At 64.9% G+C, this 24,832-nt stretch carries 12 protein-coding genes; 4 read left to right on the forward strand and 8 right to left on the reverse strand.

All coding sequences use genetic code 11. The features are described 5' to 3' along the window. The first annotated feature begins 27 nt into the window (after positions 1-27). Entirely contained in the window at positions 28-1,155 is a 1,128-nt protein-coding gene (locus SBI67_RS20515) for a hypothetical protein (protein ID WP_318982326.1), read from the forward strand. A gap of 10 nt (positions 1,156-1,165) precedes the next feature. Then, positions 1,166-2,110, forward strand: a complete 945-nt coding sequence (locus SBI67_RS20520; RefSeq protein ID WP_318982327.1) for a DUF732 domain-containing protein — start codon at positions 1,166-1,168, stop codon at positions 2,108-2,110. Between the two features lie 80 nt (positions 2,111-2,190). Here SBI67_RS20520 and SBI67_RS20525 read toward each other — a convergent pair whose 3' ends face one another. Together SBI67_RS20525 and SBI67_RS20530 are read right to left on the reverse strand one after the other, a co-directional pair. Further along, on the reverse strand, positions 2,191-2,931 hold the full coding sequence (locus SBI67_RS20525) for an SDR family NAD(P)-dependent oxidoreductase (protein WP_318982328.1): 741 nt from the start codon (positions 2,929-2,931) through the stop codon (positions 2,191-2,193). A gap of 180 nt (positions 2,932-3,111) precedes the next feature. Beyond that, positions 3,112-3,540: a MarR family winged helix-turn-helix transcriptional regulator gene (locus tag SBI67_RS20530; RefSeq protein WP_318982329.1), complete on the reverse strand. Its 429-nt coding sequence runs from the start codon at positions 3,538-3,540 to the stop codon at positions 3,112-3,114. Positions 3,541-3,795: 255 nt separating this feature from the next. On the opposite strand from SBI67_RS20530, the gene SBI67_RS20535 reads away from it, so the two are divergent. Then, positions 3,796-6,645, forward strand: coding sequence for an MMPL/RND family transporter (locus SBI67_RS20535; RefSeq protein WP_318982330.1), 2,850 nt, complete (start codon positions 3,796-3,798; stop codon positions 6,643-6,645). A gap of 30 nt (positions 6,646-6,675) precedes the next feature. Here the strand turns inward: SBI67_RS20535 and SBI67_RS20540 are convergent, their stop codons facing one another. Then, complete coding sequence (locus SBI67_RS20540; RefSeq protein ID WP_318982331.1) at positions 6,676-7,005, reverse strand: hypothetical protein; 330 nt, start codon at positions 7,003-7,005, stop codon at positions 6,676-6,678. A 93-nt stretch (positions 7,006-7,098) separates the two neighbouring features. Here SBI67_RS20540 and SBI67_RS20545 point away from each other — a divergent pair, with 93 nt between their 5' ends. Then, positions 7,099-7,743: a DsbA family protein gene (locus SBI67_RS20545; protein WP_413232536.1), complete on the forward strand. Its 645-nt coding sequence runs from the start codon at positions 7,099-7,101 to the stop codon at positions 7,741-7,743. Between the two features lie 194 nt (positions 7,744-7,937). Here SBI67_RS20545 and SBI67_RS20550 read toward each other — a convergent pair whose 3' ends face one another. Genes SBI67_RS20550 through SBI67_RS20570 form a run of 5 tightly spaced genes read right to left on the reverse strand, consistent with a single transcriptional unit; the run spans position 7,938 to position 24,455 of the window. Then, positions 7,938-10,196, reverse strand: a complete 2,259-nt coding sequence (locus tag SBI67_RS20550) for a GmrSD restriction endonuclease domain-containing protein (protein ID WP_318982332.1) — start codon at positions 10,194-10,196, stop codon at positions 7,938-7,940. 14 nt (positions 10,197-10,210) lie between these two features. Then, complete coding sequence (locus tag SBI67_RS20555; RefSeq protein ID WP_318982333.1) at positions 10,211-12,307, reverse strand: UvrD-helicase domain-containing protein; 2,097 nt, start codon at positions 12,305-12,307, stop codon at positions 10,211-10,213. Positions 12,308-12,337: 30 nt separating this feature from the next. Then, the gene (locus tag SBI67_RS20560; protein ID WP_318982334.1) at positions 12,338-16,447 is read right to left on the reverse strand and encodes an Eco57I restriction-modification methylase domain-containing protein; all 4,110 of its coding nucleotides are present in this window, start codon (positions 16,445-16,447) and stop codon (positions 12,338-12,340) included. Then, positions 16,447-19,323 carry a DUF8741 domain-containing protein gene (locus SBI67_RS20565; protein WP_318982335.1) on the reverse strand — a complete coding sequence of 959 codons (2,877 nt, stop codon included), beginning with the start codon at positions 19,321-19,323 and terminating at the stop codon, positions 16,447-16,449. Before SBI67_RS20565 ends, SBI67_RS20560 begins: the two co-directional genes overlap by 1 nt. Beyond that, the gene (locus SBI67_RS20570; RefSeq protein ID WP_318982336.1) at positions 19,320-24,455 is read right to left on the reverse strand and encodes a DEAD/DEAH box helicase; all 5,136 of its coding nucleotides are present in this window, start codon (positions 24,453-24,455) and stop codon (positions 19,320-19,322) included. The genes SBI67_RS20565 and SBI67_RS20570 overlap by 4 nt, the downstream gene beginning before the upstream one ends. Positions 24,456-24,832: the final 377 nt, after the last annotated feature.

Here is a 24,832-nt window from a genome sequence, read left to right on the forward strand (position 1 = left end):
TGGAGTCGTTGTATAGGGGAAGCCGCAATGACAGACTCGCGGAATTCGTCAGGGGAGGCGGCCAGCGACCGTGTGGCGGTGACGGCGCTGTGCCCGCAGGGTCATGTCAACGCGGCGAACTATAAGTTCTGTAGTCAGTGCGGTGTACCGATCGGTGTCTTGCCCTTCCCGGCCGACGATGAAATCCCCGACACAGCGCAGAGCTGGGGTGGGCGTCGCGCGCTGCTGATCGGCGGGGTGGTCCTGGCGCTCGTGGTCGCGGCGGCCGGCGTTGCCGGGGCGGTCCTGGTGGTTCGGTCGGGGACGGATAAGCCCGCGGCCGCGCCGGACGGCGGGTTCACCACGTCGGGTGTGGCCGCACCGGCGGCCTGCGCGGAACCGCCGATTCTGGCGGCGGAGTCGATGGATATGACTCCGGCTGGGCTCACGGTCGCGGCGGCGTTCTTTCCCGGCTGCGCCGGGGGTGAGGTTGAGGCCGGCAACGCGGTGCGGGTGACCGTTGCCGACGGCCGGCGTGACATCGCGGCAGGAGAGTTCGATTTCTCGGCAGCCCCGGTGGTGATGGACGGCGGGGCACCGGGACATCAGACACTAGTTTTCCCGTCCGGCATGTACTGGCGCACGCCGGACATGGTGGATGCAGCGCCGACCCTCGTTGCGCACCGTGCGCAGAATCGGCCGGGACTGGCGACCGCAGCGGTCGGGCGGCAAGGAGTGGCAGAGTTGACGGCAACCGCGCCTGCCTCTCCCGAACACGGAAGTGTGGATGGGGTGGCACAAGCGGTTCTCAATGAGTTGAGGGACGCCGACTATCCATACGTGCGCAACATTATTGCCAATCGCTGGGTGCCGCAAGTGAGTTCGAAACGTGCCGGTCTCGAAATCAAAGGACGGGAGCTCACCAATGCCGATGTGCTGACCGATCATCTTGCCTACCGGCAACGCTACGGTGAGGCACGTCTCGTGTACTCGGGCCAATGGTCGACGTTCAGCGGCCCGGACTGGTGGGTTACCGTGGTCGGTCCGTCGTGGTACTTCCCGGCAGATGCCAATCGGTGGTGCGACTCTGAGGGATTCGGCGTCGACGACTGCTTTGCGAAGTTCGTCAGTTCCATGTTCGGTGCCGAAGAAGGCACCACTGTGTACAGGAAATGAGCACAAGACCATGGGATTCTGTGTGTTCTGCGGGGCGGCGCTGGTTGACGAAAATGCCTGCCGATCGTGCGGTGCATTCAAGGCGGGCGAGGCCTGGTACGAGCCGGCACACGAGACGGCCGCCGTTGATGCCGGAGACTCCGGTTGGCGACCGGACCCCACCGGGCGGCATGAGGGCCGCTACTTCGTCGGTGGCCAGCCGACCGACGTCATCCGCGACGGCGGAGTGGAAGCGCTCGATCCGATTGGCAAGCAGCAGTTGGCAGGCTTCGGCGCGGATCTCACTGCCCCCGCGCCGCGGCGCCGTGGCGGCAACCGCCGCAACCTGTGGACGGGGGTATCGGTAGCGCTGGTGACCGCAATTCTGGCCGGTGCCGGGATCGGGACGTATCTCTATCTGCACCGCGTCCGGGAGACCCCCGAAGACCGCTACCTCGCATCCCTGCGGGAGAAGGGTTTCTCGGCGGGGTTCAACTCCGACGCCAACGCGGTGGCACACGGCAGACAGGTGTGCCGAAAGCTCGGCGAGGGTAGCCCGCAACAAGGGATGCCTGCCGATCAGGTTGCCGTGCAGAACTTCTGCCCGGAGTTCGCGACCGGCTTCCACGTCCTCGAGACGGCGACGATCCACGGCAGCTTCACTCTCAACGACCCCGACCCCAACGCATATTCGCGTGGCATCGAAGTTGATGGCTCGTCCTGCGCGGGCACCGGTGGTTACGGCGATGTCGATGCCGGCACCCCGGTGACCGTGAAGAACGGCAAGGGCGAGATCCTCACCACCTCCTACCTTGAGCCGGGCCGGGGTGGTCGCTACATGTGCACCTTCGGCATCACGTTCGACATCACCGAGGGCGAGGATCGCTACGTCGTGAGCGTCGGGCGCCGCGGTGAATTGAGCTACACGTTCGCCGATCTCAAGGCAGGTGGTGTAGCGATGGAGTTGGGCGGCTGACCCGTGGCTTGGCCTGCGGTTGTGCGGTGTCATCCGCGACGCGCCGCCGTCGGCGGATGTCACCGCACAAACACGAGCGATCAGACCTGGATCAGCCCGCCGTCGACGGCCAACTCCGCACCGGTCATGAAGCTGCTCTGATCCGAGGCCAGGAACAGCACCGCCGCAGCGATCTCCTCCGGCCGGCCGACCCGCTTGAGCGGCAGGCTGGCTGCCATTCCGTCCAGCAGGGCCTGCTGTTGGTCGGCGGCGGCCAGGCCGACGAGTCCGGGGGTCTCGATGGGGCCGGGCACGATGGTGTTGACCCGGATCTTGCGGTCGGCGAGTTCGGCGGCCCAGGTCCGGCCCAGCGAGCGGATGGCCGCCTTGGATGCCGCGTAGAGCCCGAAGGACGGTGTGCCTTCGGAGGCGGCGGTGGATCCGGCCAGAATGATCGAGGTGCCCTCGTTGAGCAGTGGCAGCGCCTTCTGGACGGTGAACACCGTGCCGGCCACGTTGCGGTCGAAGTTGTCCCGGTAGTGCTGCGGGGTCACGTCGGCCAGCGTGGCGAAGTCGCCTCCGCCCGCATTGGCGAACACGATGTCGAGTCCCGCGCCGTGCTGGGCGATCTCGGTCGCCAGCGCGTCGAGTTCTTCCGGCTTGCTGATGTCGCTGCGCACGCCGTGGGCGCCGATCTTGTCGGCTGCCTCCGTCAGGCGGGTCTGGTCGCGGCCGGTGATGAAGACGTAGGCGCCTTCGTCGGCGAGCCGCTGCGCCGTCGCCAGGCCAATGCCTGACGTGCCGCCGGTGACCAATGCCGTCTTACCGTCGAGTTGTCCCATGATCGGGCTCCGTTCTGGTGTGGTTCTACTAGGTGCCCTCGCTACAACATAGGTGATACATCACCTATTCCGATAGATGGCACTGCTGCAGCGGGCCATCGCCTAGCTGGGCCTAATCTGCGCCGCAGGTCCCCGTGACGTCACTCATGACACTTCCTATTAGTGACTTGTCATGCATGTTTAGCCAGGAGCGGGCGGCAGCGAGCTGTTGTGATTGAGGTTGACGTGAATGTGCTCCAGCGCCGCGGTGAACGGCCCGAGCAGGTTCTCGGGTAGCGCATCGAAGAACAGGCCCCGGACCAGGTCGACGTGCCCGGGCGCGGCCTCGGTGATCGCCTGTCGGCCGTTCGGCGTGAGCACGACGTTGGTGGTCCGTCCGTCATCGGTGTTGGGCCGGCGTTCGGTGAGGCCTCGTTCATCCATGCGGCGCAGCTGATGCGAAAGCCGGCTGCGTTCCCAGCCGATCTGCGCGGCCAGGTCGCTGACGCGCATGCCGTCGTCCTTTGCGCCGCTGAGGGCCACCAACACGTCGTACTCTGCCAGTGACAGTCCGGAATCGGCCTGCAGTTGGCGGTTCATCTCGTAGTTCATGCGTAATTGGACGCGCATGTACGCAACCCACGCGCGCTGCTGCTTCGGTGTCAGCCACCCGCGTTTGGGTGATGTGTCCCGCACTTTTTTCGGCGCCACGGTGTGAGTATGCCGGTTTGGGGCCTCGACGCGCGCAAACCGTCCGTTCGCCGCCGCTCTCAACCAGTTGACAGCCACAGTTTGACGGACTACGCATATTACGCGCGATAGCGCAGTTGTAACGCCGACAAGTTCACGATGGGCGATGCGGGCCTGATCGGGAGGGTGCCGTCGATGACCGCTACCGTGGCGGGGCGATCCAGGATCGCGCACCTCATCAGGGTGCTCTCGGTGCCGTTGGTTATCGGCTGGGTGCTGCTCAACGTCGCCACCAACGTGCTGGTCCCGCCCCTGGAGGAAGTGGGTGAAGCGCATACCGTCGGGCTGAGCTCGCGGGACGCGCCGGCGATGATCTCGATGAAGCGCATCGGCGCGGACTTCAAGGAATTCAGCTCCGACAGCAACGCCATGATCGTGCTGGAAAGCGACCAGCCTCTGGGCGCCGAAGCCCACCACTACTACGACGGGTTGATCGAACGGTTCCGTGCCGACCCGGCGCACGTCGAACACGTCGCGGACTTCTGGGGTGACCCGCTGACTGCCGCGGGCGCCCAGAGCGAGGACGGTAAGGCCGCCTACGTGCAGCTGTACCTGAAAGGCAACCAAGGCGAGACGTTGGCCAACGACTCGGTGGCCGCGGTCCGGGACATCATCGCGAAGAACCCACCGCCGCCGGGCCTGCAGGTGTTCGTCACCGGTGGCGCGCCGCTGATCTCGGATCAGCACCACGCCGGCGACAAGAGCATTGCCCTGGTCACCGCGATCACCATCGGCGTGATCGCGGTGATGCTGCTGATCGTCTATCGGTCGATCGTCACGGTGCTGCTGACGCTGGTCATGGTGTTCATGGAACTGGGCGCCGCCCGCGGTGTGGTCGCCTTCCTGGCGTACAACAACATCATCGGGTTGTCGACGTTCGCCGTGAACCTGTTGACGCTGATGGTCATCGCCGCCGGGACCGACTACGCGATCTTCGCGATCGGCCGCTACCAGGAGGCGCGCGGCTCCGGCGAGGACCGGGAGACCGCGTACTACACGATGTTCGGCGGCACCGCGCACGTCGTGCTCGGCTCGGGGCTGACCATTGCCGGTGCCATGCTGTGCCTGTCCTTCACCAAACTGCCGTATTTCCAGACCATGGGTGTGCCGTGCGCCATCGGAACCTTCGTCGCTGTCGTCGCGGCGCTCACGCTGGGACCGGCAGTCATCACCATCGGCAGCCGGTTCGGTCGCTTCGATCCCAAACGCACCATCCGGTCGCGCGGTTGGCGCCGCGTCGGGGTCACCGTGGTGCGCTGGCCCGGCCCGGTGCTGGTTGCCACGCTGGCGCTCGCGCTCGTCGGCCTGGTGACGCTGCCGGGCTACAAGACCAATTACGACGCGCGCAAGTACTTGCCGCCCGAGATCAACGCCAATATCGGATACCAAGCCGCCGAACGGCATTTCAGCGCCGCCCGGATGAATCCGGACCTGCTGATGGTGGAGAGTGACCACGATCTGCGCAATCCCGCCGACTTCCTTGTGATCAACAAGATCGCCAAGGCCGTGCTCGCGGTCCCGGGTATCGGTCGCGTACAGACCATCACCCGGCCCAACGGAAAGCCGATCGAGCACACCACCATTCCGTTCATGCTGAGCCAGCAGGGCGCCACGCAGAAGATGAACGAGAAGTACAACCAGGACATGTACGCGCGGATGCTCACGCAGATCGATGACATCCAAACGAATATCGACACCATGAAGAAGATGCAGTCGGTCACCCAACAGATGGCCGATACCACCCACTCCATGGTGCTCAAGACCACCACCATGACGCTCGACATCGCCGAACTGCGGGACCACATCGCCGATTTCGACGATTTCCTGCGCCCCATCCGCAATTACTTCTACTGGGAACCGCACTGCTACGACATCCCGGCGTGCTGGTCTATCCGGTCGGTGTTCGACACCCTCGACGGGATCGACACCATGACCGACGACATCCAGCAGTTGCTGCCGGATCTCAAGCACCTCGACACGTTGATGCCGCAGATGGTGGCGCTGTGGCCGACCAATATCGAGGTCATGGAAAGCATGAAGACCAGCATGCAGACCATGTATCAGACCCAGAAAGGTATGCAGGATCAAGGCTCGGCGATGCAGGACAACTCCACCGCGATGGGGGAGGCGTTCGACAAATCGCTGAACGACGACACCTTCTATCTGCCGCCGGAAGCGTTCAACAACAAGGACTTCAAGCGGGGGATGAGCAACTTCATCTCACCCGACGGTAAATCGGTGCGCTTCATCATCAGCCACGACGGTGATCCGGCGACACCGGAAGGCATCTCGCATGTGGGCCCGATCAAGCAGGCCGCCCGCGAAGCGATCAAAGGCACGCCGCTGGAAGGCTCCAAGATCTTCCTGGCCGGGACCGCTGCCACCTACAAGGACATGCACGACGGTGCCCAGTACGACCTCATGATCGCCGGAATCGCCGCGGCAGCACTGATTTTCATCATCATGTTGCTGATCACCCGAAGCATGGTTGCCGCGGCGGTGATCGTCGGCACGGTGTTGTTGTCGCTGGGAGCTTCGTTCGGCATGTCAGTTCTGTTGTGGCAGCACATCCTCGGTCTGGAACTGCACTGGATGGTGCTGCCCATGGCGGTGATCCTGCTCTTGGCTGTGGGGTCGGACTACAACCTCTTGCTGGTCTCGCGGTTCAAGGAGGAACTGCACGGTGGCCTGAAGACCGGGATCATCCGCGCGATGGCGGGCACCGGGTCGGTGGTCACCTCGGCGGGTCTGGTGTTCGCCGCGACCATGGCCTCGTTCGCGTTCAGCGATCTGAAGGTGATGGCCCAAGTGGGGACGACGATCGCGCTGGGCCTGCTGTTCGACACGTTGGTGGTGCGCTCGTTCATGACGCCTGCGGTGGCGGCGTTGCTGGGCAAGTGGTTCTGGTGGCCTCGGGTGGTGCGGCCGGCGCACTCGGACCGACGGCTGGCGGCGGCCGGGATCGAGCCCGTCACCGTTCGGTAGGCCGGGGCCTGCCGGCCCCGGCCGTTCGCACTACGGGCTGGAGCTGATGGTGACGTGGGGCGTGACCTGCGGGATCTGGTCCTCGGACAGGCCGATGCAGGCACCGCTGTCGGCGCCGGTGCAGGGGATGCCATCGATCTCCGGGATGTCCGGGTTCGCCGCGGTAGTGGTGAAGCCTTCGGAGTCGGGGGAGTTCGGCACCAGGAACGGTGTGCACTGGGTGGTGAACTGGTCTTCTTCCTCACCGTTGCTGCAGGCCGCTTGCGCGATCGCGGGGTTGATGGTGACCAGGGCCGCCGGGGTGCCGAGAGCGGCCAGGGCGAAGGCGGCGGCAAGCGCGCGCTTGGTCAGGTCATGCATGGGGCGGCTCCTCGTTCTCGAATCAAGTCGTCAGGATTGTACGGCTGAGTCACAGAAGTCACACGGGGAACTGACGGGGTTGGGCGTGGCGGCATGATGGGTGTGGTGAAGATTCGTGTGCTGGCCGGTGTGGTCCTGGCGTTGCTGATGTTGTTCCCCGGCGTTGCGTCGGCTTCGGTCGCCGCGCCTTCTGGGGATGTCGTGTCGATCGGTGATCCTGACGCCCTCGGGCAGATCGATCTGTATGTGGACCCGATGTGCCCGTACAGCGGGAAGATGATCCGCTCGCAAGGTTCGGAGATCGGCAAGCGCATCGAAGACGGCTCGCTTCGGGTGAACCTGCGATTCGTGAACTTCCTTGAAAAGTATTCGGCCAGCGGCAGTTACGATGCGCGGGCCATCTACGCGACGTTCGTGGTGGCCGGCCAATCCGGGTCGAGCGAGGCCACATGGCGGTTCGTGCAACAGATCTTCTCCGCGGAACACCAACCGCACGAGGGTGGTGCGACCGATCTGTCGAATGACCAGCTGGCCGATCTGGCCGCCTCGGCGGGAGCGCCAGGCTCGGCGGTCGACTTGATTCGGCTGGGCGTGTTCCTGGGGTACGACCCGCACGCCATCGCCGCGTCCAACCTTGCTGTGTTGCACACCTTTCCCGAACCAGGGGTGCCGACAGTGGTCCTCGGTGGCGAACCGCTGGACGGTGAGTCGGACTGGTTGGCGCGGTTGTCGGGGTGAGGGTTTGCGGGGGATGGTGGCGAATGCCCGGCTCCGAGCGACAAATGAGCGACAGTGATAGGGCTGGTCGGGCGGTAGGGTATCTCTCGGAGGAGAGTCACGAGTAGACGCCAACGCAGCGTCCTGCGCGACTCCACACCCGACGGTATCCGCACCGTACAACGGCCGCCTGCGTGACGAACTGCTAATGACCGCTACTCGACTCTGTAGCCAAACTGCGCCAGGCGTCGTCGAGCAACCGCAACCTCATCTTCGCTGAACAGCTCTGAGAACTGCGGTTCGACTACCAGAGCCTCGACGGTCAGATCAAGCCGGCCGCGCTCCCAAAGTTCGGCGAATCCATCGGAGATCGCCGGAGAGGCCAGCAGCCTGTGCGCAGTCTCCTGTGGCCCGTGTTGAGACAGCATGCTCAAGAAATAGGAGGCATTGCAGCCGGCCTCCGAGCGGCCGCGGTCGTAGACCGCCCTCATGCGCTCCGCAAACTCGGCGGCCGCGTTGCTCGGGGTCGTCGGGGCAGGCTCGTCCTCGATGACCTCGCCAGCTGTGGCTGCGGCCTCGTTCTCGACAAACCCGAGAAGAGCATCCACCGAGGTGAACACCTGATAGCCGAGTTCTTCCAAACGTGGTAGATCAGCGTCATCGGGGTCCAGTTCCAGGACGACGGGCGAGCCCAGACCCGGCTGCAGGCCGTCGGGCCAGAATGCTTCGGCGACAGCCAGTTCCGCACCGCTCACCGGATCGGGGATGTCGGCGTCGACTACGGGGGTGGCGAAACCCCTGCTCTCCAGTTCGGAGATCAGCGCACGGACTTGCTCGGCGCGGGGATCGTCGACCTCCTCATCGGCGACCTGCAACCGTTCCAAGACGACGTCGTCGTGCGGTGACTGCGGATTGCGCAGGCTCTCCAAGAATGACTGCGCAGAGGAGGCGAGCAGCTCACGTCGAGCGGCCAGGAAGTCCGAGTAACGCTCAACGTGCCATAGCTCGGGATCGGTGGGAATCCATTGCGATTCCAGAACACCAGGATGCTTGGCCTGTACTTCCGGTAGGTATTCGGCCGGATCGCGCATGCCGATCTTGATGTTGGTGTCTTGAGTCAGGAAGCAGAAGTTCGCGAGGGCATTGATCTCGTTGCGGTCGAACCCGTGCTTGCGTAGCAGCGCCTTTGGGAAGATGTGATGCACCTGCAGCGAGGTCAGCTTGCCCAGCAGCTCGGCGCGCAGTTCCAATCCGCTACCGAAATCACGCGCACCGTCGACACGAGTGAGCAGGTAGAGCAGGGGATAGAACCGTGACCCGCGGGTCGAGCCGGAGAAATCATCGGGGCTCACCGCCAAGTGGCCGCCGCGGACGCGTTCCAGCGTGGAGATCAGCGCGTCCACCCCGACACGTTCGACGGCGTCGTAGTCCTGTTGTAGGTAGGTTTCCGTCGAGCCGCTGAATCGGCCCCACAGTGCTGAATGCACATACCAGTACAAGACCTTGTCGCGGTGTGCGCTGTCGGTGAATCCGCCGCCATTCAACTGAAGCAGTCGGGTGATAACAGGAGTGGCATAGCGGCCCATTAGAACCCGGTCGTGGTCGAGGCCGAGGCGACCGGATGCAGCGTCGAGGAACGTGCCGATGTGGCTCACAGACTTTCCCAGCGCCGACTCGAACTCAACGGCTGACACGTCGGTCAGCGAGGAGAACAGCGCCCGGCCGGTGGCAACCGCCGTCGCATTGCGCAGCAACCAGTCCAAAGAGAACCGGAAGCCGGCCTTCTTCCACCGATCCAGGCTGTCCCGCAGCTCCTTGCGGGCGTCCGGCCACTCCGCACAGAGTTTCGCCAACGCGAGGTCGCCCTTGGACAGTTTGGTGCCGCCGGAGTTGACCTTGTTGAAGATGTCGACGACTTCCTCGACCGTCTTACCGGCCCCGGTGATCTTCTCTGAGTTGAAGTTGCGGTTCTCGATCTCCTTGATCCGGTTCAGGCGCTCAAGATAAGTATTGAGCACCTCGCGTTCGACATCGGGGAATGCGGTCAGGTACTCGAAGGGGCCTTTGCGGAAGAGCTCGGTGACGTTGACCCAGGTCGGGTCGCCGGCCATCTTCGTCGGCGCGTAGAACTCGAAGGACTCGGTTTCAACATTGAAGTGCAGCCCGGTGAACGCACTCTTGTCGCCCTCGAAGAATGGCGGTGGCGCACCGCGGACGACGCCATACATCGACGTGACCCGCTGCTGGCCGTCGAGGAGAAGCTGCCGGGTGCCGCTGCCCCCGGCGGCGCCGCGCACGGTGATGTCGTCCGAGGTGGTTTCCCACATCAGCAACCCGCCGACCGGGTAACCGCGGTACAGCGAGCGCATCAGGCCGCGGACCTGGTCGCGGTTCCAGACGTAGCCGCGTTGGAACTCCGGGAGAAGAACCACGCCGGAGTCGATTTCATCAAGCAGCGTCGAGAGTCGGGTCACGTGAGCACTCCTGTTCAGTTCTTGTCGACAGCAGTCAGAAACGGACTGGGTTCGCCGTGCCAGGTCACCAGCAGCTCTTCGCGGGCCCGGGTGCAGGCCACGAAGAGCAGACAGCGTTCCCGTTCCAAGTCCTGTTGGTGCGTCTGCTTGTCATCCTCAAGTGGCGTGACGGCGTTGGCGGCAGGCACCAGCTGGGCGCTTACGCCCGCCACGCACATGCAGCGGAACTCCAGACCCTTCACGCGGTGCATCGTCCCCACCCGAACCGCGTCGTCGTCATCGGAGGCCTTCGCGAGGTCGATTGTGTCGATGCCGGCCTTGCGTAGCGCGCTCTCGATCTTCGAGGCCGACCACTTCGCCCGAACCGCGATTCCTATTTCCGATGGCGCGACGCCGCCGTCGACCCAGTCTTTGACCCTGGTGGCGATGAACTGCGCCTCCGCGTCTGCGCTCGAATGTCCGCTCAATACCGGTGCGAGCCCGTGCACGTAGGACTTGCAGCCGGCAGTGGAGTCCAAACCGCCCTCCATGTCATCGATCGGTTCGCCGCGCAGCAGGCCCAGGCTCCACCCCAGAATCTCGGCGGTGGTGCGGTAGTTGATGTTCAGGCGTGAGGACCGACCGGCGATGTTGATGCCGACCTCGCGGAGACTGACCCGGTTGTCGTAGATGCGTTGGTGGGTGTCCCCGGCGATGAAGATGTCGTCGGGAGCTTCGGCGACGGCCGCGCGCAGCAGCCGCCACTGGTCGGGACTGAGGTCCTGGGCCTCATCGATGACGATGTGCCGGAACGGCTTGTCGGTAGACTCCTCCAGCAGTCGGGTAGCTTCTCGCCGGATGGTCTCATGCGTCCAGACACCCTGTTGGGTCAGTGTCTGCTCGAACTCCCAGATCGCCTGCCACACCTGAGCCCGTTGGGCTGCTCCGAGGGCGCGGCCGCGGCCGGTCCGTTTGGCGGCCAGGTATTCGTCCGCGGTGCTGATGCGCCGGGCCAGCACCACCTGCCGCCATTCCTCGGACAGAAACACCGGGGTGAAGCTGAGTCCGAGTTCGCCGATCAGCCCGGTCCAGAGCGCCTTCTCGTCCTCGGCGCCGAGCAGGTGCGGCGCTCCGTGGGCCTTGCGGAAGACCCGATGCGCGATCCGGTCGACGTGTGACACCTCGATCCGGGCCTCGGCCTTTTCGTCGTCGACCAGCATGTCCAAGCCGGTTTGCAGCGTTTCCGACAGCGTCGAGGTGAAGGTGGTGACCAGGACCTTGCCGTCGCCGCGTTGGGCGAGCATGTGCGCGCGGTGCAGGGCGACGACGGTCTTGCCGGTGCCGGGGCCGCCGGTGACGCGGGCCGGGCCCTTATAGCCGGCGTCGACGACGGCCCGTTGGGTGGGGTGCAGGTACACCCGCCAAGTGGCGAATGGGTAGGCGAAGACGTCCATCAGTTCGTCGGGGCCGGAGACCAGGACGACGCGGTCGTTGCTGCGAAGGATGGCGGCGTCGATGTCCTCGGTGTCGACGGGCTCGTTGAGGATCTGCGCGCCCAGGTCAGCCCATACCTCGTCGGGGGTGTAACCGGCAGCGAGCCCAAACAGCACATCCCACTGGGCCTCGGGGAGAAAGGATTTCGCGGCATCGAGCTGGGCGGGGTCGGTGACGGTGCGCGCGAACGCCAGCACCTTGTCATCGATGCCGAGCTTGGTGAGTTCGCCGTCTTTGATGTGGGCGAAGATCGGGATGCCGGCGCTCTTGGCCGCCTGTTCCATTTGGGGAATCTGGCGGTCGAGTTCGGCTTCGTCGCGGATCTCGATGCCGCCGGTGGCAGAGTTGACGGAGACATTGCTGCGTTGCGCCCAGGCGTAGGCGTCATCGTGGTGCAACACTTTCAACAGCGTGTACACATCCCCGGTAACGGGAGCGAGCACGATGCCGCGCCAAGCCTGGTCGATGCGGATGGACCGGAACCGCGGGTTGCGGGCGTTGGCGATCTTCTCCAGATGCAGCCCGGTGTGGGTGGCGGCGTCGAACTCATCGAACACCTCGGCAACCCGCTTCGCGACAGTCTTCTCCAGCTTGGCGAGGTCGGTGATGAATCCCTTGTCAATAGCGAGTGTCGGCATTGTTCTGTCCGGTGGCCTTCCGTTGCTCGGCTATTCGGAATGACGGGGTCCTTGCCCGGCGGGTGGGTCCGCGAGTGGTTTCCAGCCCTTACCGCCGTTGGCGATCGCCTCGGCCATGCGGTCGTAGGCTTCTAACACCAGGCGCTTGGTGCGGAACTCGCCGAGGGAATTCTCTTCGTACTTGCGTACGAGACCGAACGAATCGAGGACGTGCTCAGCTTCGTCGCGTTTGAGGCCGTAGACGTGGAGGAAGCCAGCGTCGAGGTCGGCCCTCAGCAGTGCGCGGCGTTCTGGATCCCAGCGAAAGGGGGGGCCCTCATCGCCTAGGTCTTGGGCGTACGGGCGCAAACGCAGTGAAGTATAGGATAGCTCGACAATGTAGGGCCGTAACCAAGCGCGGAGATCCGATTCTGCCAGCCACCCGGCCCTCCGTGAGAACTCACTTGGTTCTGGGCAAGCAACTTGCTTTGCAGCGAATTCGTTGACGTGCGATCCGCTAACCTTTTGGCGGGTGATGTAGTCAAACGGTATCGACGACCACGCTGCATGTAATAGGCAGCCGAGTGACGAGTCTTCCAATGTCGCTACATAAAATGAGTTGCCGACAGCTGAGAGGGGTAGGACGGATGGGACAAACGTCCGTTCATTGCCTTTATTGGTAGTATCGCGCCATCCCAGAAGCCAACCTCGATCCCAACGATTATCCAGCTTTGCACTCAAATTCGCGCGAGACACCCAGTACCGGGCGAGCGGCTCGATCGTAGGATCGTCATGGTCGGCGTCGGAGACCCTCGGCAGTGACCCGAGGTTGAGCTGCGCCTGAGTGGCAGCGAAAAATGTGGAGAATCGGTGGTCGAAGTGTCCGACCATCTTAGCTTCATAGAGCGGCAGGTACTCGCTGCCCTCCGTCATATACGACCACCCGTTGAATTCGTTGTCTTCGAACGATTCTGCGGTGCGAAAGTCTTTGGTTTTCGACATGCTGAACAAGCCTTGGCTAATCGTGAGGTGCCAAGGATTTCCGCTTGCGTCTCCGTCGCAAACTAAAACCGGATGACGTCGGTACATCTTTACTGTGATGTCGGCATCGGTGCGGCTTCTAAATATCGGCAGGTTTCCAGTGTTGGGATTCAGAAGCAACACCTCTGACGGCGCAATCTCAAATAATCGCTCGTGGATTGTGCTCAGATAGCGATTGAGGAATGAGAACTTTGCTCTTTCAACGATGCGTTCCGAGCCCGCCATCACGGTGACCGCGAACCGAACCGCGTGGTGAACATCGCGGAAGATTTTGGCCTCATTCTCGAAATCGTAAAAGCATTGAAGGCGATTAGATTTCAACGCATCGGAGAAGAAGTCTGCCCGGGTCTTGTCTGTGGCGATCCCCGTGGGAGTGATGAAGGCTGCGCTCCCAAGCGGACCCGCTATTAGCCCCATGGTTTCGGCGAATGCACTGTAGGCATTCATTTTTCCTCGGGCCGTCAGCGGGAAGCGACCCCCACGTATGAGGTGATTGGTGGCGCTCGCCTGACGCGCTGCGTTGTGGTACTGAAGGTAGATATCTGGATTAGTTTCTGCAAGCCGAGCAATCATTGGCTTGCGGGCGTCAGAAGAGCCCGCATCTGCGATGTCGTTAAGGTCAAGATTAGCGAAGAACTGCTTATCTTCGAGCTGCAATGTATCCCATGGCGGGTTGCCCACCACACAGGCGAAGCCGCCCGTCCATCCGGTGCCGGCGTCGGCGCTCCCGTCGTCAGGAACTGTGAAGATGCCGGGAAATTCCAAGTGCCAGTGGAAGAACCGGTACTGCCGGGCCAGGGCATTGATCTGACAGACGAGGGTATCGGGTACGGACTCCGGGGTTTCGGACAGCGCGCGCAGGGTGGCGTGGGTGATGCCCTGCCCCGAGGTGGTCGCACCGGTCTTAGGTTGGACGAAGGCTGCGCACCAGGCATCGGCCACCAGTTTGGCGGCCACCAGGTCTGGGTCGGCTTCCAGGCGGCGCCAGGCGTCGGCGCGGGCCCGGAGGGCGGCGACGGAGGCGACGGTGCCGGTGTCGGCGTCGTGGGCGGCCTTGGTGAACTGGCTGGTTTCGACGTTGAGGGTTTCGGCGCCGAAACTCAGCGTCAATTGGTCTTGGTCGGCTTTGCGCTCGGCCTTGTTGCGGGCCTTCAGCTTCTTGGTCCAGTCCTTGTCGTCATCTCCGAGGGCGACGAAAGCGGTGTCGGGAATGTTGTGCCGCAACAATTCCGGTGTTGTGCCCAGCAGCGCATTTCCGACCCGGAAGTGTGCGTCGAGGAAGGGGAAGGGACGGTCGGCGTCGAACGCTTCCAGCCAGAGCGCCACCTTGGTGATCTCGATGGCCAGATCGTTGAGGTCCACGCCGTACACGCAGCGCTCGATCACATCGGCGGTTGCCGCCCGCAGCGCAGCGGGGGTGGGTTCGGTCTCCCCGGTGCGCACAGTGGCCAGGGCGGCGGCGATGCGCCGTGCCGCGGCGACCACGAAATGGCCACTGCCGCAAGCGGGATCGACCACGGTGAGTTCGAGAAGCGCCCGTTCGGGATTGCCCTCGCGGATGGCTTCGTCGATCAGCGGGTCGAGTGCTTCGTCGAGGACCAACGCGATGAGATCGGAGGGGGTGTAGTAGGAGCCGGATTTCTTGCGGTCGTTGCCGGTCGCCACGTCCAGGGTGAAGGTTCGCTCGTCGGCGTGGTAGCGCGGGGTGTAGGCCAGCAGGCCCTCGTACATGCCGCCGAGTTCTTCGCTGTCGAGGTTGCGGTAGTCGACCGGGCGCGGCAGTCCGGTGACCGGGTCGTCGATCTGGGCCAGTGCTCGCACCGCCGCCAGCAGCGCCCGGTTGGGCAGTTTCGCGCCGTAGAGAATGCTCAGCGCGTCCCGCGAATACAGGCTGGCACCCAGGCCGCTCAGTCCGAGGGCGGGTAGGCCGTCGCCGGCGAGTGCGTCGGTGACGATCTGGTGGGCTTCCCATAGGTCGGTGTGCCAGCCGCCGATCGGTTGAGCAGCCAGCCGGCGTAACCGGGCGGTGGAGAAGTAGTCCGCGTATAGGGTGCGGGCTTTTTCGGAGACGTCGGAGCGGTGCAACAGGTCACGGTCTTCGACGACGAACAGCACGATCAGCCGGTAGGCGATGCGCAGCAGCGCGCGTTGCAAGTCGCGGTCGGCGTCGGTGGCCGCGGAAAGCCACTCACGCAGTGCCACGTTGGCCGGGTGTGCGACGAACCCGGTACCCAGTTCCTGCAGCGCGGCGGCGACGCCATGCTGCAGGTTCAGCAGTGCGCGGGCGCCGTCATCGATGGCGGTGGTGCGCCAGCGTTCTAGCCAGCAGTTATCCAGCTTGGGTTCGGCGACCTCGATGTCGGCGTCTTCGGCGGAGCCATCATTGTCGGAATCGGGTTGTGTCGCCTTGGCCGCCTTGTCATCCAGGCGGGGCGCAAACCGGCTGGCATGCACCGTCAGGAACAGCACCCGAAAGTCGGCGTAGAGCTGGTCGGTGAAAATGGCGTCGAGGTCGAATTCGACGAAGGACTGTCTGGTGAGGCTCGAGGCGTCGCGCAGCAGACGCAGCTGGTGGCCGTTGGACACGATCGCCCATAGGGCGCGGTCTTCGCGGTTGAGGTAGTCCTGCACCATGGCCTGCGGTGCGCGAGCGGTGACCCCGGCGGTCTTGGTGTCCAGGTCCACGCCCGCACCGACCAGGTGTAGCGGCACCCAGGCTGTGGCGTTGGCGGCGTCGGGCCAGGCGAGGCGATGCGAGATGGGGAAGTGCGGGGCCTCGGTCTCGCCGAGCCCGGGCGGCACGGCCAGCCCGCCGTTGACGACATCGGGCCGGCCCCAGCCGAGTTCGTAGAGCAGGGGCAGCAGCCACTTGTCCCGGGTGAGCTTGGTGGCGGCATCCCCTTCGGGCAGCCGTTCCAGTGCGGCGCGCCAGGCGCGGTGCGCGGCGAGCATGGCCTCCCAGGCGCGGGCGATGGCACCGTTGACCGCCATCCCCGGCGACAGTTGATAGGCCTCGGCGGTCTGACCAGGCATCCGCAGTTCGTTGGCGCGCGGGATCGCCTCGGCGGGCAGCGCGGTGCCGACCGTACGGACGGCCTTGAAGACGTTCAGCGTGCTCATCAGGCACCCGCCTCCGGTAGGAACACGTAGACGCCGAGGACATCGGCGGGTGGTAGGAACCGCACAGTCGGGGCGCGGCCGCCGGCCTTGGAGGCGCTGCGTACCGCCTGATGCTCGGAGACCAAGTCTTTCGCCGCCTCCCGACCGGTCGTGGTGAGATGCTCGGTGAGCGCGTCCAGCCGGCTCAGGGCACGCCCCAACTGAATCCGTGCCAGCGAATCATCGACGTTGCCAGACGGTTTAAGAGTCAACAGTGCGTCGACCTCGGCCGGCGGCAGCCAGGTCAGGGTGTCCCCGGTCGCGGTGAACGCCAGGAACGTGGCTTCCTCGGCGACCTGGGTGACGGTGGTGGCCGCGCCCGGGAGGGTGATCTCCAGCCGGTGGCGCACCATCAGCAGTGTCGTCACCTTGCCGACGTCGCGGGTCCGCATCACCCCGGCGCGGCGCGCGGGCCGGGCGGCCGGGTCGAGCCGGGAGTCGAGGGCGGCGTCGAGGACATACCGCGACAGCGCGTCCACCGTGGCATCGGTCCGGGTCAGCACACTGTGCCCGGTCGGCACCGGCAGCGAACGGTGGAAATGTAGCCGGCCCCCTTTGGCCGGTGGGAGTTGGTCGCGTACTGCCGCCGGCAGGGTGTCGATGACCGCGGTGAACCCGTCATCGGTGTCGCTGATCGGCGCCCCCAACAGCGATAGTGCTGTGCGGGTGAAGGTTTCGACGTCGGCAGGTCCGCCGAGTGCGCGTCGCACCTCGGTCAGAGCCGCTTCGACGGTGTCGGGTTTGAGTCCGGCTTGGCGGAACCGCGAGCGGGACACCTTCTCCCGTTCGGCGGCGTTGGTCCATTCGACCTCAACCTGATCGGCCAGCGACTGGGAGGTGGCGGCGCCAAAGTCCAGGGTCAGCTGTTCGGCTTGTTTGCCCCGCAGCAGCAGCGATTCCCAGATCGCCTTCATCACGGTGGTGGAATCGACCGGGATCGGCACCGCGACGCCGATGCTGCGCTTGATGTTCTCGTGGCGCCGGATCAGGACTTCCAACACCAGGCCGTCGATGCCGTTGTCCTCGCCGTAGTAGGTCACGGTGCGCACGGTGGGTGCCTGCTGGCCGAACCGGTCGACGCGGCCTTCACGCTGTTCGTGGCGCGTCGGGTTCCACGCCAGGTCGTAGTGCACGACGGCGGTGAAGCCGTCCTGCAGGTTGATGCCCTCCGACAGGCAGTCGGTCGCGATGAGCAGTCGGGGGCCGTCGTGGGCGCTGAGGGTGTCGACGCGGGTCTCACGTTCCTCCGGCGGCAGCGTCCCGGTCACCGCGTCGATCTTGAGGTCCTTGATCTTCGCCAGTGCCGTGCCCAGGTGTTCGGCGAGGTAGTCGGCGGTGGGGATGTAGCGGCAGAAGACGATGGGGTGGTAGCCCTCGTCGAGCAGTTCCTTCAGCAGGGGAATGAGGCGCTTGAGCTTGGCGTCGGAGCGTGGGCCTTTGAGGGCTGCGGCCTGTGCAGCCAACTCACGCAAGCGCTTTCGTGCCTTGGTGTCGGTCTCGTCGCTGTCGCCGGTGTCGGCGCCGACGGTGACATCCTCGGCTTCCGTCGTGTCGTCGAGGTCGGTGTCGAGCACGCGTGGTTCGGCGTAGGCGTCCACCTCGCGCTCGTCGTCGGCGGTCGCGACCGCGGAGCGGTTGAGCAACGTCTGCTCGGCCGCGGCCGGACTGGACGCCAGGCACCGCAGCAGCGCGATGGCTGACCACCAGCGGACGCGTTGGCGCACCGCGCTGAGCTTGGGGTCGGTGACCTGCTCGCGGACGTAATCCATCACGTCGTCGAACAGTTGGCGATATCCGGCGGTGAGCTTGTATGCGGATTCGGTGGTCTCCCGTCCTGGGAATGGGGTGTCCTCCTTGAATTCGCCGCGCAGATACTCGCGGATGTCGGCGCGCTGGCGTTGGATGATGTACCTGGCGAGCAGCTTGCGGTCGTCTTCGCGGTCCCGGCCGGACAGGTCGGCTGGCAGGTCGCCGAGCCTGTCGTCGAGCAGACCGATCAGCGACTGCCAGGCGGTGTCGTCGCCGCTGTGCGGGGTTGCGGTCAGCAGCACCAGGTGCCGGTCCTTGTCGTCGGCCAGTTTGCGCAACAGGGCGTAGCGCAGATGCGCCTGGCTCGATGTGCCGACACCGGCGCCTGCCACGCAGGTGTGGGCTTCGTCGACGATCACCAACTCCGGGCAGTGCAGGGCGAATTCGTCGCGCCGGGTCTGCTGTTTGATGAAGTCGGTGGAGATCACCAGATGGGGGTGATGGTGGTAGAGGTTGGAGCCGAAAGGGACACTGCGCATCAGCCGGTTGACCGTGGACGGCAGCAGCAGCTTCGCATCGATGCCGAACTTGTGCCGAAGCTCGCTCTGCCACTGCGGCGCCAGTTGCGGGGAGCACAGCACCGCCAATCGCTGCGTCTCGCCGGTGGCCAGCAGCTCGGCGGCGATCAGTCCCGCCTCGACGGTCTTGCCGATGCCGACGCCGTCGGCGATCAACAGCCGGGTTACGTCCTGGTTGGCCGACATCATCAACGGAACCAGCTGGTAGTTGCGGGGGGTGACGGCCAGGCGAGCGAACGATCGGAACGGGCCGCCGCTCGCACTGAAGGAGAGCCGCAGCGCGTCCCGCAACAGGCGGGCACGGCCGGCGTCGCCACGGTCGTCGACCGTGGGTGGTTCGAAGGTGGCGGCGGCGAAGTCGTCGATGTCGGGCAACAGCACGGTGGTTTCGTGCTCGTGCCCGCCGAGAGGCCGGACCAGCAGCGCGCCCTCGGGGGAGCCGGGCAGCACCAGCCAGTCGCGACCGCGGGCATTGATCAGGCTTCCGGCCGGATAGTCGAGCGTCGTCATGCGTTGGCCTTCGGTTCGCCAAAGACGCCGCGGTGTTCGGCGATCGTGTTGAGCCAGCCCGCGTCGGCGTCCTGGTGATGGAACCGCAGCACCAGCCAGCCGGCCTCGTCTTCGAGCTTCATGCGCGCCTGTTCATCCTTCTCCTGCTGATGGGCTGCGTCGTGGTGCGGGCCGTCGACAAAGATGGCGACGTCCATACCGTCGGTGTGATACGCGAAATCGGGCCGGACGTAGAAGCCGGTGACGATCTGCTGGGCGTCATCGGGCAGCCGGTAACCATGCTGGACAAGTAACGCCAAGAACTTCTTCTCCAGCTCGCTGTCGCAGGCCTGCTCGAGACGCTCGAGTTGAGTGTCCGGTGCCTCACCGCCGGCTCCGACGGCAACGTTCGACACAGCGATCCGCTTGAGCAGATCGCGCACGCAGTGTCGGTCCAGGTGCTGGTGATCCCACTGGTTGCTGTAGGACAGCAAGCAGTCGTAGCACGCTTGCGCACAGTCTTCGGTCGCATGGGGGGCACGTTGGCGGTCTTCACCCGTGTCGGGATCGAAGTGCAGAATCTCCAGTGCTTTTCGGGCCACCCGCGTGAGCTGCCCATCTTCGGCGGCCAACCGGCGCAGCACGCCGGCCCCACCTTCAGCGGCTTCGAAGAACAGCAGTCGTGACCACGCGTCGTCGCCGGTGTTGGAGGGCAAGGCCTCGACCGCGAGTTCGGAGCCTTCCAACTGGTAGACGGCTTCGATGCCGCGCTTGAGGGCGTACATCGCGGCCATCCGCTGGTCGGTGCCGATTGATGGGTCCAGATGCAGCAGCAGGGCGTTGCGGTGGTCCTCGACATAGGGGATCACCCTCTGGTACCGCGGCGCCTCACCGTGCACGTTCTTGGCCAGGTCGGCTTCCTTGCACCAGCGGCCTTCGACGGTGTCGAGGACGTAGCCGCGGACGTCTTTGTCCTTGCGGCGGCGCAGGCCGACGTTCATCCGGCGGATCAGTGCGGTGTCGCCGTAGGTCATAGTGCTGAGTTCATGCCCGCCCTCGATGATGGTGCTGGTGAGTTGTCCGGCGCGAACCCCGTGTGGCACAAAACGAATGGTGGTCACAATTTCGTGCCCGGCGCGTTGGCGTTCTTCTTCGTCGGCGCTGATGCGGTCACGGCGGCTGGTCTTGACCGACAGCAGTCGCATCAGGTTGCCCATGGTGGCCTCGATGCCGAACGGGCTGCCGCAGTGCTGGCAGAGGTCTGGCTCGGTGGATTCGTGCAGGTACCCGCAGGCGCCGCAGCGTTTGATCTCGCTGATGTGCACACCGGTGCCGTCTTCGCGGGCTGGCAGGCTGACCCGGTTGACCTCGTACCGTGCGCCTTCGTGGTAGATGAACGCGCCGGGGCCGAACTCGCTGATGGCCACGAATCGTGGGCGTTGGATGAAATCTCCCTCCCCGCCGCTGCGGGTGCGGCGTTCGGCCGGGATGAACGCCGACAGCGGGAGTCGCGGGAAGGAGTAGCCGGGTAGGAAGCCTTCCGACGCGAAGTAGCGGTAGGTGTAGAAGTCGCCCTGCAGCACGTCGTCGACTTGGCCTTTGAGCAGGTCGAGTGCCGCTCGTGCCTCCGAAATGCGGCCGCGGGCACGCTGTTTGGATGCCTCCGAGGCGCCGATGGTCTTCAGCGTCTGGTTGGCCTGGTCGAGTTCGTTCTGCGCTTCGTTGTACAGGCCGCGCCAGCGGTCGGCGGCATTGTTGAACCGGGCCGGTGCTTTGTCGACGGTGTCGGTAACCCAGGTGTCGGTCCACCACGGGGCGCTGGTGACCTCGGAGGCTGCCTCCAGCACTGCGGAGATCGCAGTGATCGCCTCGGCGCGGCTGGATTTCGACTCGATGGTCGCGAGCACCTCGGGGCGCAATGGCTGTCCCGATTGGTCGATTTCCAACAGGTCGACCATGCTGGCCTTGAGGTCCAGGCCGCACTTGACCAGCCAGATCGAGTGGGCGTGCGCGCGAACCAGATCCTGGTTGCCCAGTTCCAACCGCGGTGGTGCGACCGCTCCGGCGACCATGTCCTGACTTCGGCGGAAGTAGTAGGCGTCGTGCGCGTTGCCGGTGGCGCAGTAGGTCAGGGCGATCGCCGGCTGACCGGACCGCCCGGCACGTCCGGAACGCTGCGCGTAGTTGGCCGGGGTGGGTGGAACATTGCGCATGCCGACCACGTTGAGGCTCTTGATGTCGACGCCGAGCTCCATGGTAGGGGAGCAGTACAGCACCGGCAGCCGGGCGTCGCCGAATTCTTCTTCGCGTTTTTGGCGTTTCGAGGGCTCGACCTGCGCGGTGTGTTCACGGGCCTCCAAGCCGACGAGCGATTTGGCGGTCTCGGCGTAGAGGGCTTTGAAGTACGGGTTGACCCGGCCTTCGGTCTGGTTGCTGCGGATGGGGTCCGGCGCCCGATGCGTGCCGTCACCGGGATACCAGGCGATGAGATCAGCGCGCAGCTGGTAGCCGGTGGGCCGCTTGGGTACCGCGATACGCACCAGGATGCCTGCCTTGGCCATGACCTCCATCAGGTGCTCGATGATGGCCTGGGCGTCGGCGGTCTTCAGGGCATGCTGGTATGCGGGGAAACGGTTGGGGCGGCGCAGCCAACGCCCGAAGGCGCCCAAACCAGACAGGTGCAGGTCCGCCCCGATGCCGGCCACGTTCTTGGGCCGGCCACCGGGGTAGGCCAGGCCGCTGTACGTCCCGGCTTCATCGGAGATGGCCCACGGGTCTTTCAGCCATTCCCGGCTGGCCCGGCGGACGGCATCGAACTTCTCATCGGTGAGGAATTCGGTGTCGATGCACAGGTTTCGGCGCAGTTCGTCGAGGAGGACGTGCATCACTTCGCGTCGCGTCTCCGTGCCGGCGCTGGCCAGTGGTTCCCCGCAGCCTGCCCATTTATCGTCGTTGGCGGCGAGCTCGTCCACCCCCTCGTAGGCCAGGCGTAACTGCCCGGTCTGCTCCAGGTTGGGCATGGTGATGCGCCAGCCGCGCTTGAGGTCGGCCCACAGTCGATAGGTCACCACATCGCGCAGCGCTCGGGCGATCTTCTTGCGGGGGATGGGCTCGTGGGCAGTCTCCTCGTCGCGGGCGAAGAACTTCAATCCCTTCCCACTGAGCGCCTTGACGACTGCAGGCCCTAGGTTCTCGTCGGTGAGGGGTTCGCCTTCGCGTTCCTGGTGCTCGGCCGCCGCGCGGTAGAGCGCCGAGCGGATGAGGCCGACCAGCACGAAGTCGTTGAAGTGGCCAGCCTGCAGGCTCGCGTCCTGGCGGTTGTCGCTGAACGCCAGGAACTTCCGCGCTTCGTCATCGAGATCGTCCTCGCCGCGCAGGGTCCGCACGACGGACTGGGACAGCACCGTCACCGCACTGGCGCGGCCCTCCGTGCCGAGGCTGGCCACCCGGGAGAACTGCGACTGGCGGGTGCTTTCGTAACTGGTCTTGCACGATGGGCAGAATTCGAGGCGCTCAAAGAACGCGACCGGCATCCCGTCGTCGGTGATGGTGCCGAACTCGTCGACACGTAATGAATTGGGCAACTTGGAAACCCGGGCTTTGTCGAGCGCCTGGCCGGACCCGCTGGAGACGAGCCAGTCCTCCGGCACTAGCTCCAGCAGGGCAGGATCGCTCGGGTCCGGCCACGGCTCCTTCGTCAGGAACAACAGGCCTTCGGCGTCGGGGTGTTCGACCAGATCGGAGTTGGGGATGCGCGGGCTGAAGCTCTCGCCGCCACGCTCGAGGTTGACGACCAGGAACTCCTGACCGCACTCACGGCAGAACGCGAGCGGGAACAGGGGTTGACCGAGGGGCCGGTTGGGTGCGCTGCGCTGATACTGCGTGGTGAGGTATCGCTTCTCGGCGGGTTCCAACGTGGTGTAGACGGTGTCGCCTTTGCCGATGAACTGATGCAGTTTGAAGGCGAACAAGGCGCGGCCCTGCGGATCGCGCGCTTTTGACCCGGCGAGCAGCAGCTCCTGCAACTGCTGCTCGCAGGTCGCTCCGTCAACGCCGGTCTCATCGTGCAGCTTCTGGGCGGCGTCTTTGAGCTTGGACGGCGGGCGTCGTGCCAGCTTGCCCTCGTCGTCGGTGTGCAGGCCGAAATGCTGTTCGGTCCAGATGGCCAGCGGGTCGCACTGCAGTGCCTGCCAGTCCGTCGGTGTCGGTTGTGCCAGGCGGGCTGTGAGCGCGGCGGTATCGGTGTTGCCGGTCGTCGCGCGGCGGAGGGTCTCCCCGACGATGTTGGTGGCGGGGATCTCGATGCCGAAGATTCTGGTCGCCAGTTCGGCGACCTGCTGGCGCTGCTCGGCCTTGGTGCCCGGGCCGGCCAGGGTCGCGCTGGTCCCGATGCACTGGATGTCGTTCGATGTGACGGCGCCGCGCAACCGGCGCACCAGCATCGCCACATCGGCGCCCTGCCGGCCCCGGTAGGTGTGCAGCTCGTCGAGAACCAGGAATGACAGGTTCGCCGCGCTGCTGATGAGGTTCTTGCGCTCCTTCGGACGAGTGAGCATCAGTTCCAACATGACGTAGTTGGTCAGCAGGATGTCCGGGGGAGAGGCAAGGGTCTTCTCACGCTCCTCCCGGTTCTCCTGACCGGTATACCGCGCGAAGCTGACCTTGGGGTTCGTCTTGCCCAGGAACTTCTCAAGCTCATTGCGCTGGCTGTTGGCCAGGGCGTTCATCGGATAGACGATGATGGCCCGCACGCCCTTGCCGGAGCCCTCGCGCAGCACCCGATCGACGATCGGCACGATGTAGGACATCGACTTGCCGGAGCCGGTGCCGGTGGTCAGGACGTAGGACTCACGGCGGTTGGCGATCTCGAAGGCATCGGACTGGTGACGGTGGAAGGCGATCTCGTTGCCGGCCGGGCCGCGGAAGATATTGGTGGCCTCGGGGTCGAGAACACCCCTGCCAGCCAGTTCGCTGACAGTGCCGCCGGACTCGAACGCCGGATTCAGCGCAAGCCACGGCTCCGGCCAGAGCAGGCCGTCCGCGATCTCCTTTTCGACCTTGGCGCGGATCTGGTCGTCCTTGATCTCCAAGAAGCCCTTGACGAAATTCTCGTAGTCGGCCAGGACCTCGCCAAGGACACCGAACGCGTCCATGAGTCTTCTCCTTGCTACCTGCTCCGGGGGCGGAACCTAGGTGACGATACGTCTGTATGGCGACAAACGGCGAGGGATCCGCGCGGCGTGGCTCGTGGGTTGCAAATTTCAGGAGAAGACTCCGAGCAATCCACGTTCGTCGCCAGTGATTAGGTACGTCGTGTTCGAGAGCCCAGTAGTTCCTGGATTCTGACCATTGCGTCGCAAGAAAGCGCGGCTACTCCCTTTACTAGGCGAGTCGTGTCGCGATCCCTGAATCGACGTCCACCGCGGATGTCGCTTTCTCGAACTGATCCTTATCAGCGCCAGGTCTGGTCAGCAGGCGCACTTGTCGGTGCCAGGTGCGAATCTGTCCGGCTCGCGACTGGCGGGCCTGG

The organism is Mycolicibacterium chengduense (assembly GCF_033741155.1).
Classification (GTDB): Bacteria; Actinomycetota; Actinomycetes; order Mycobacteriales; family Mycobacteriaceae; genus Mycobacterium.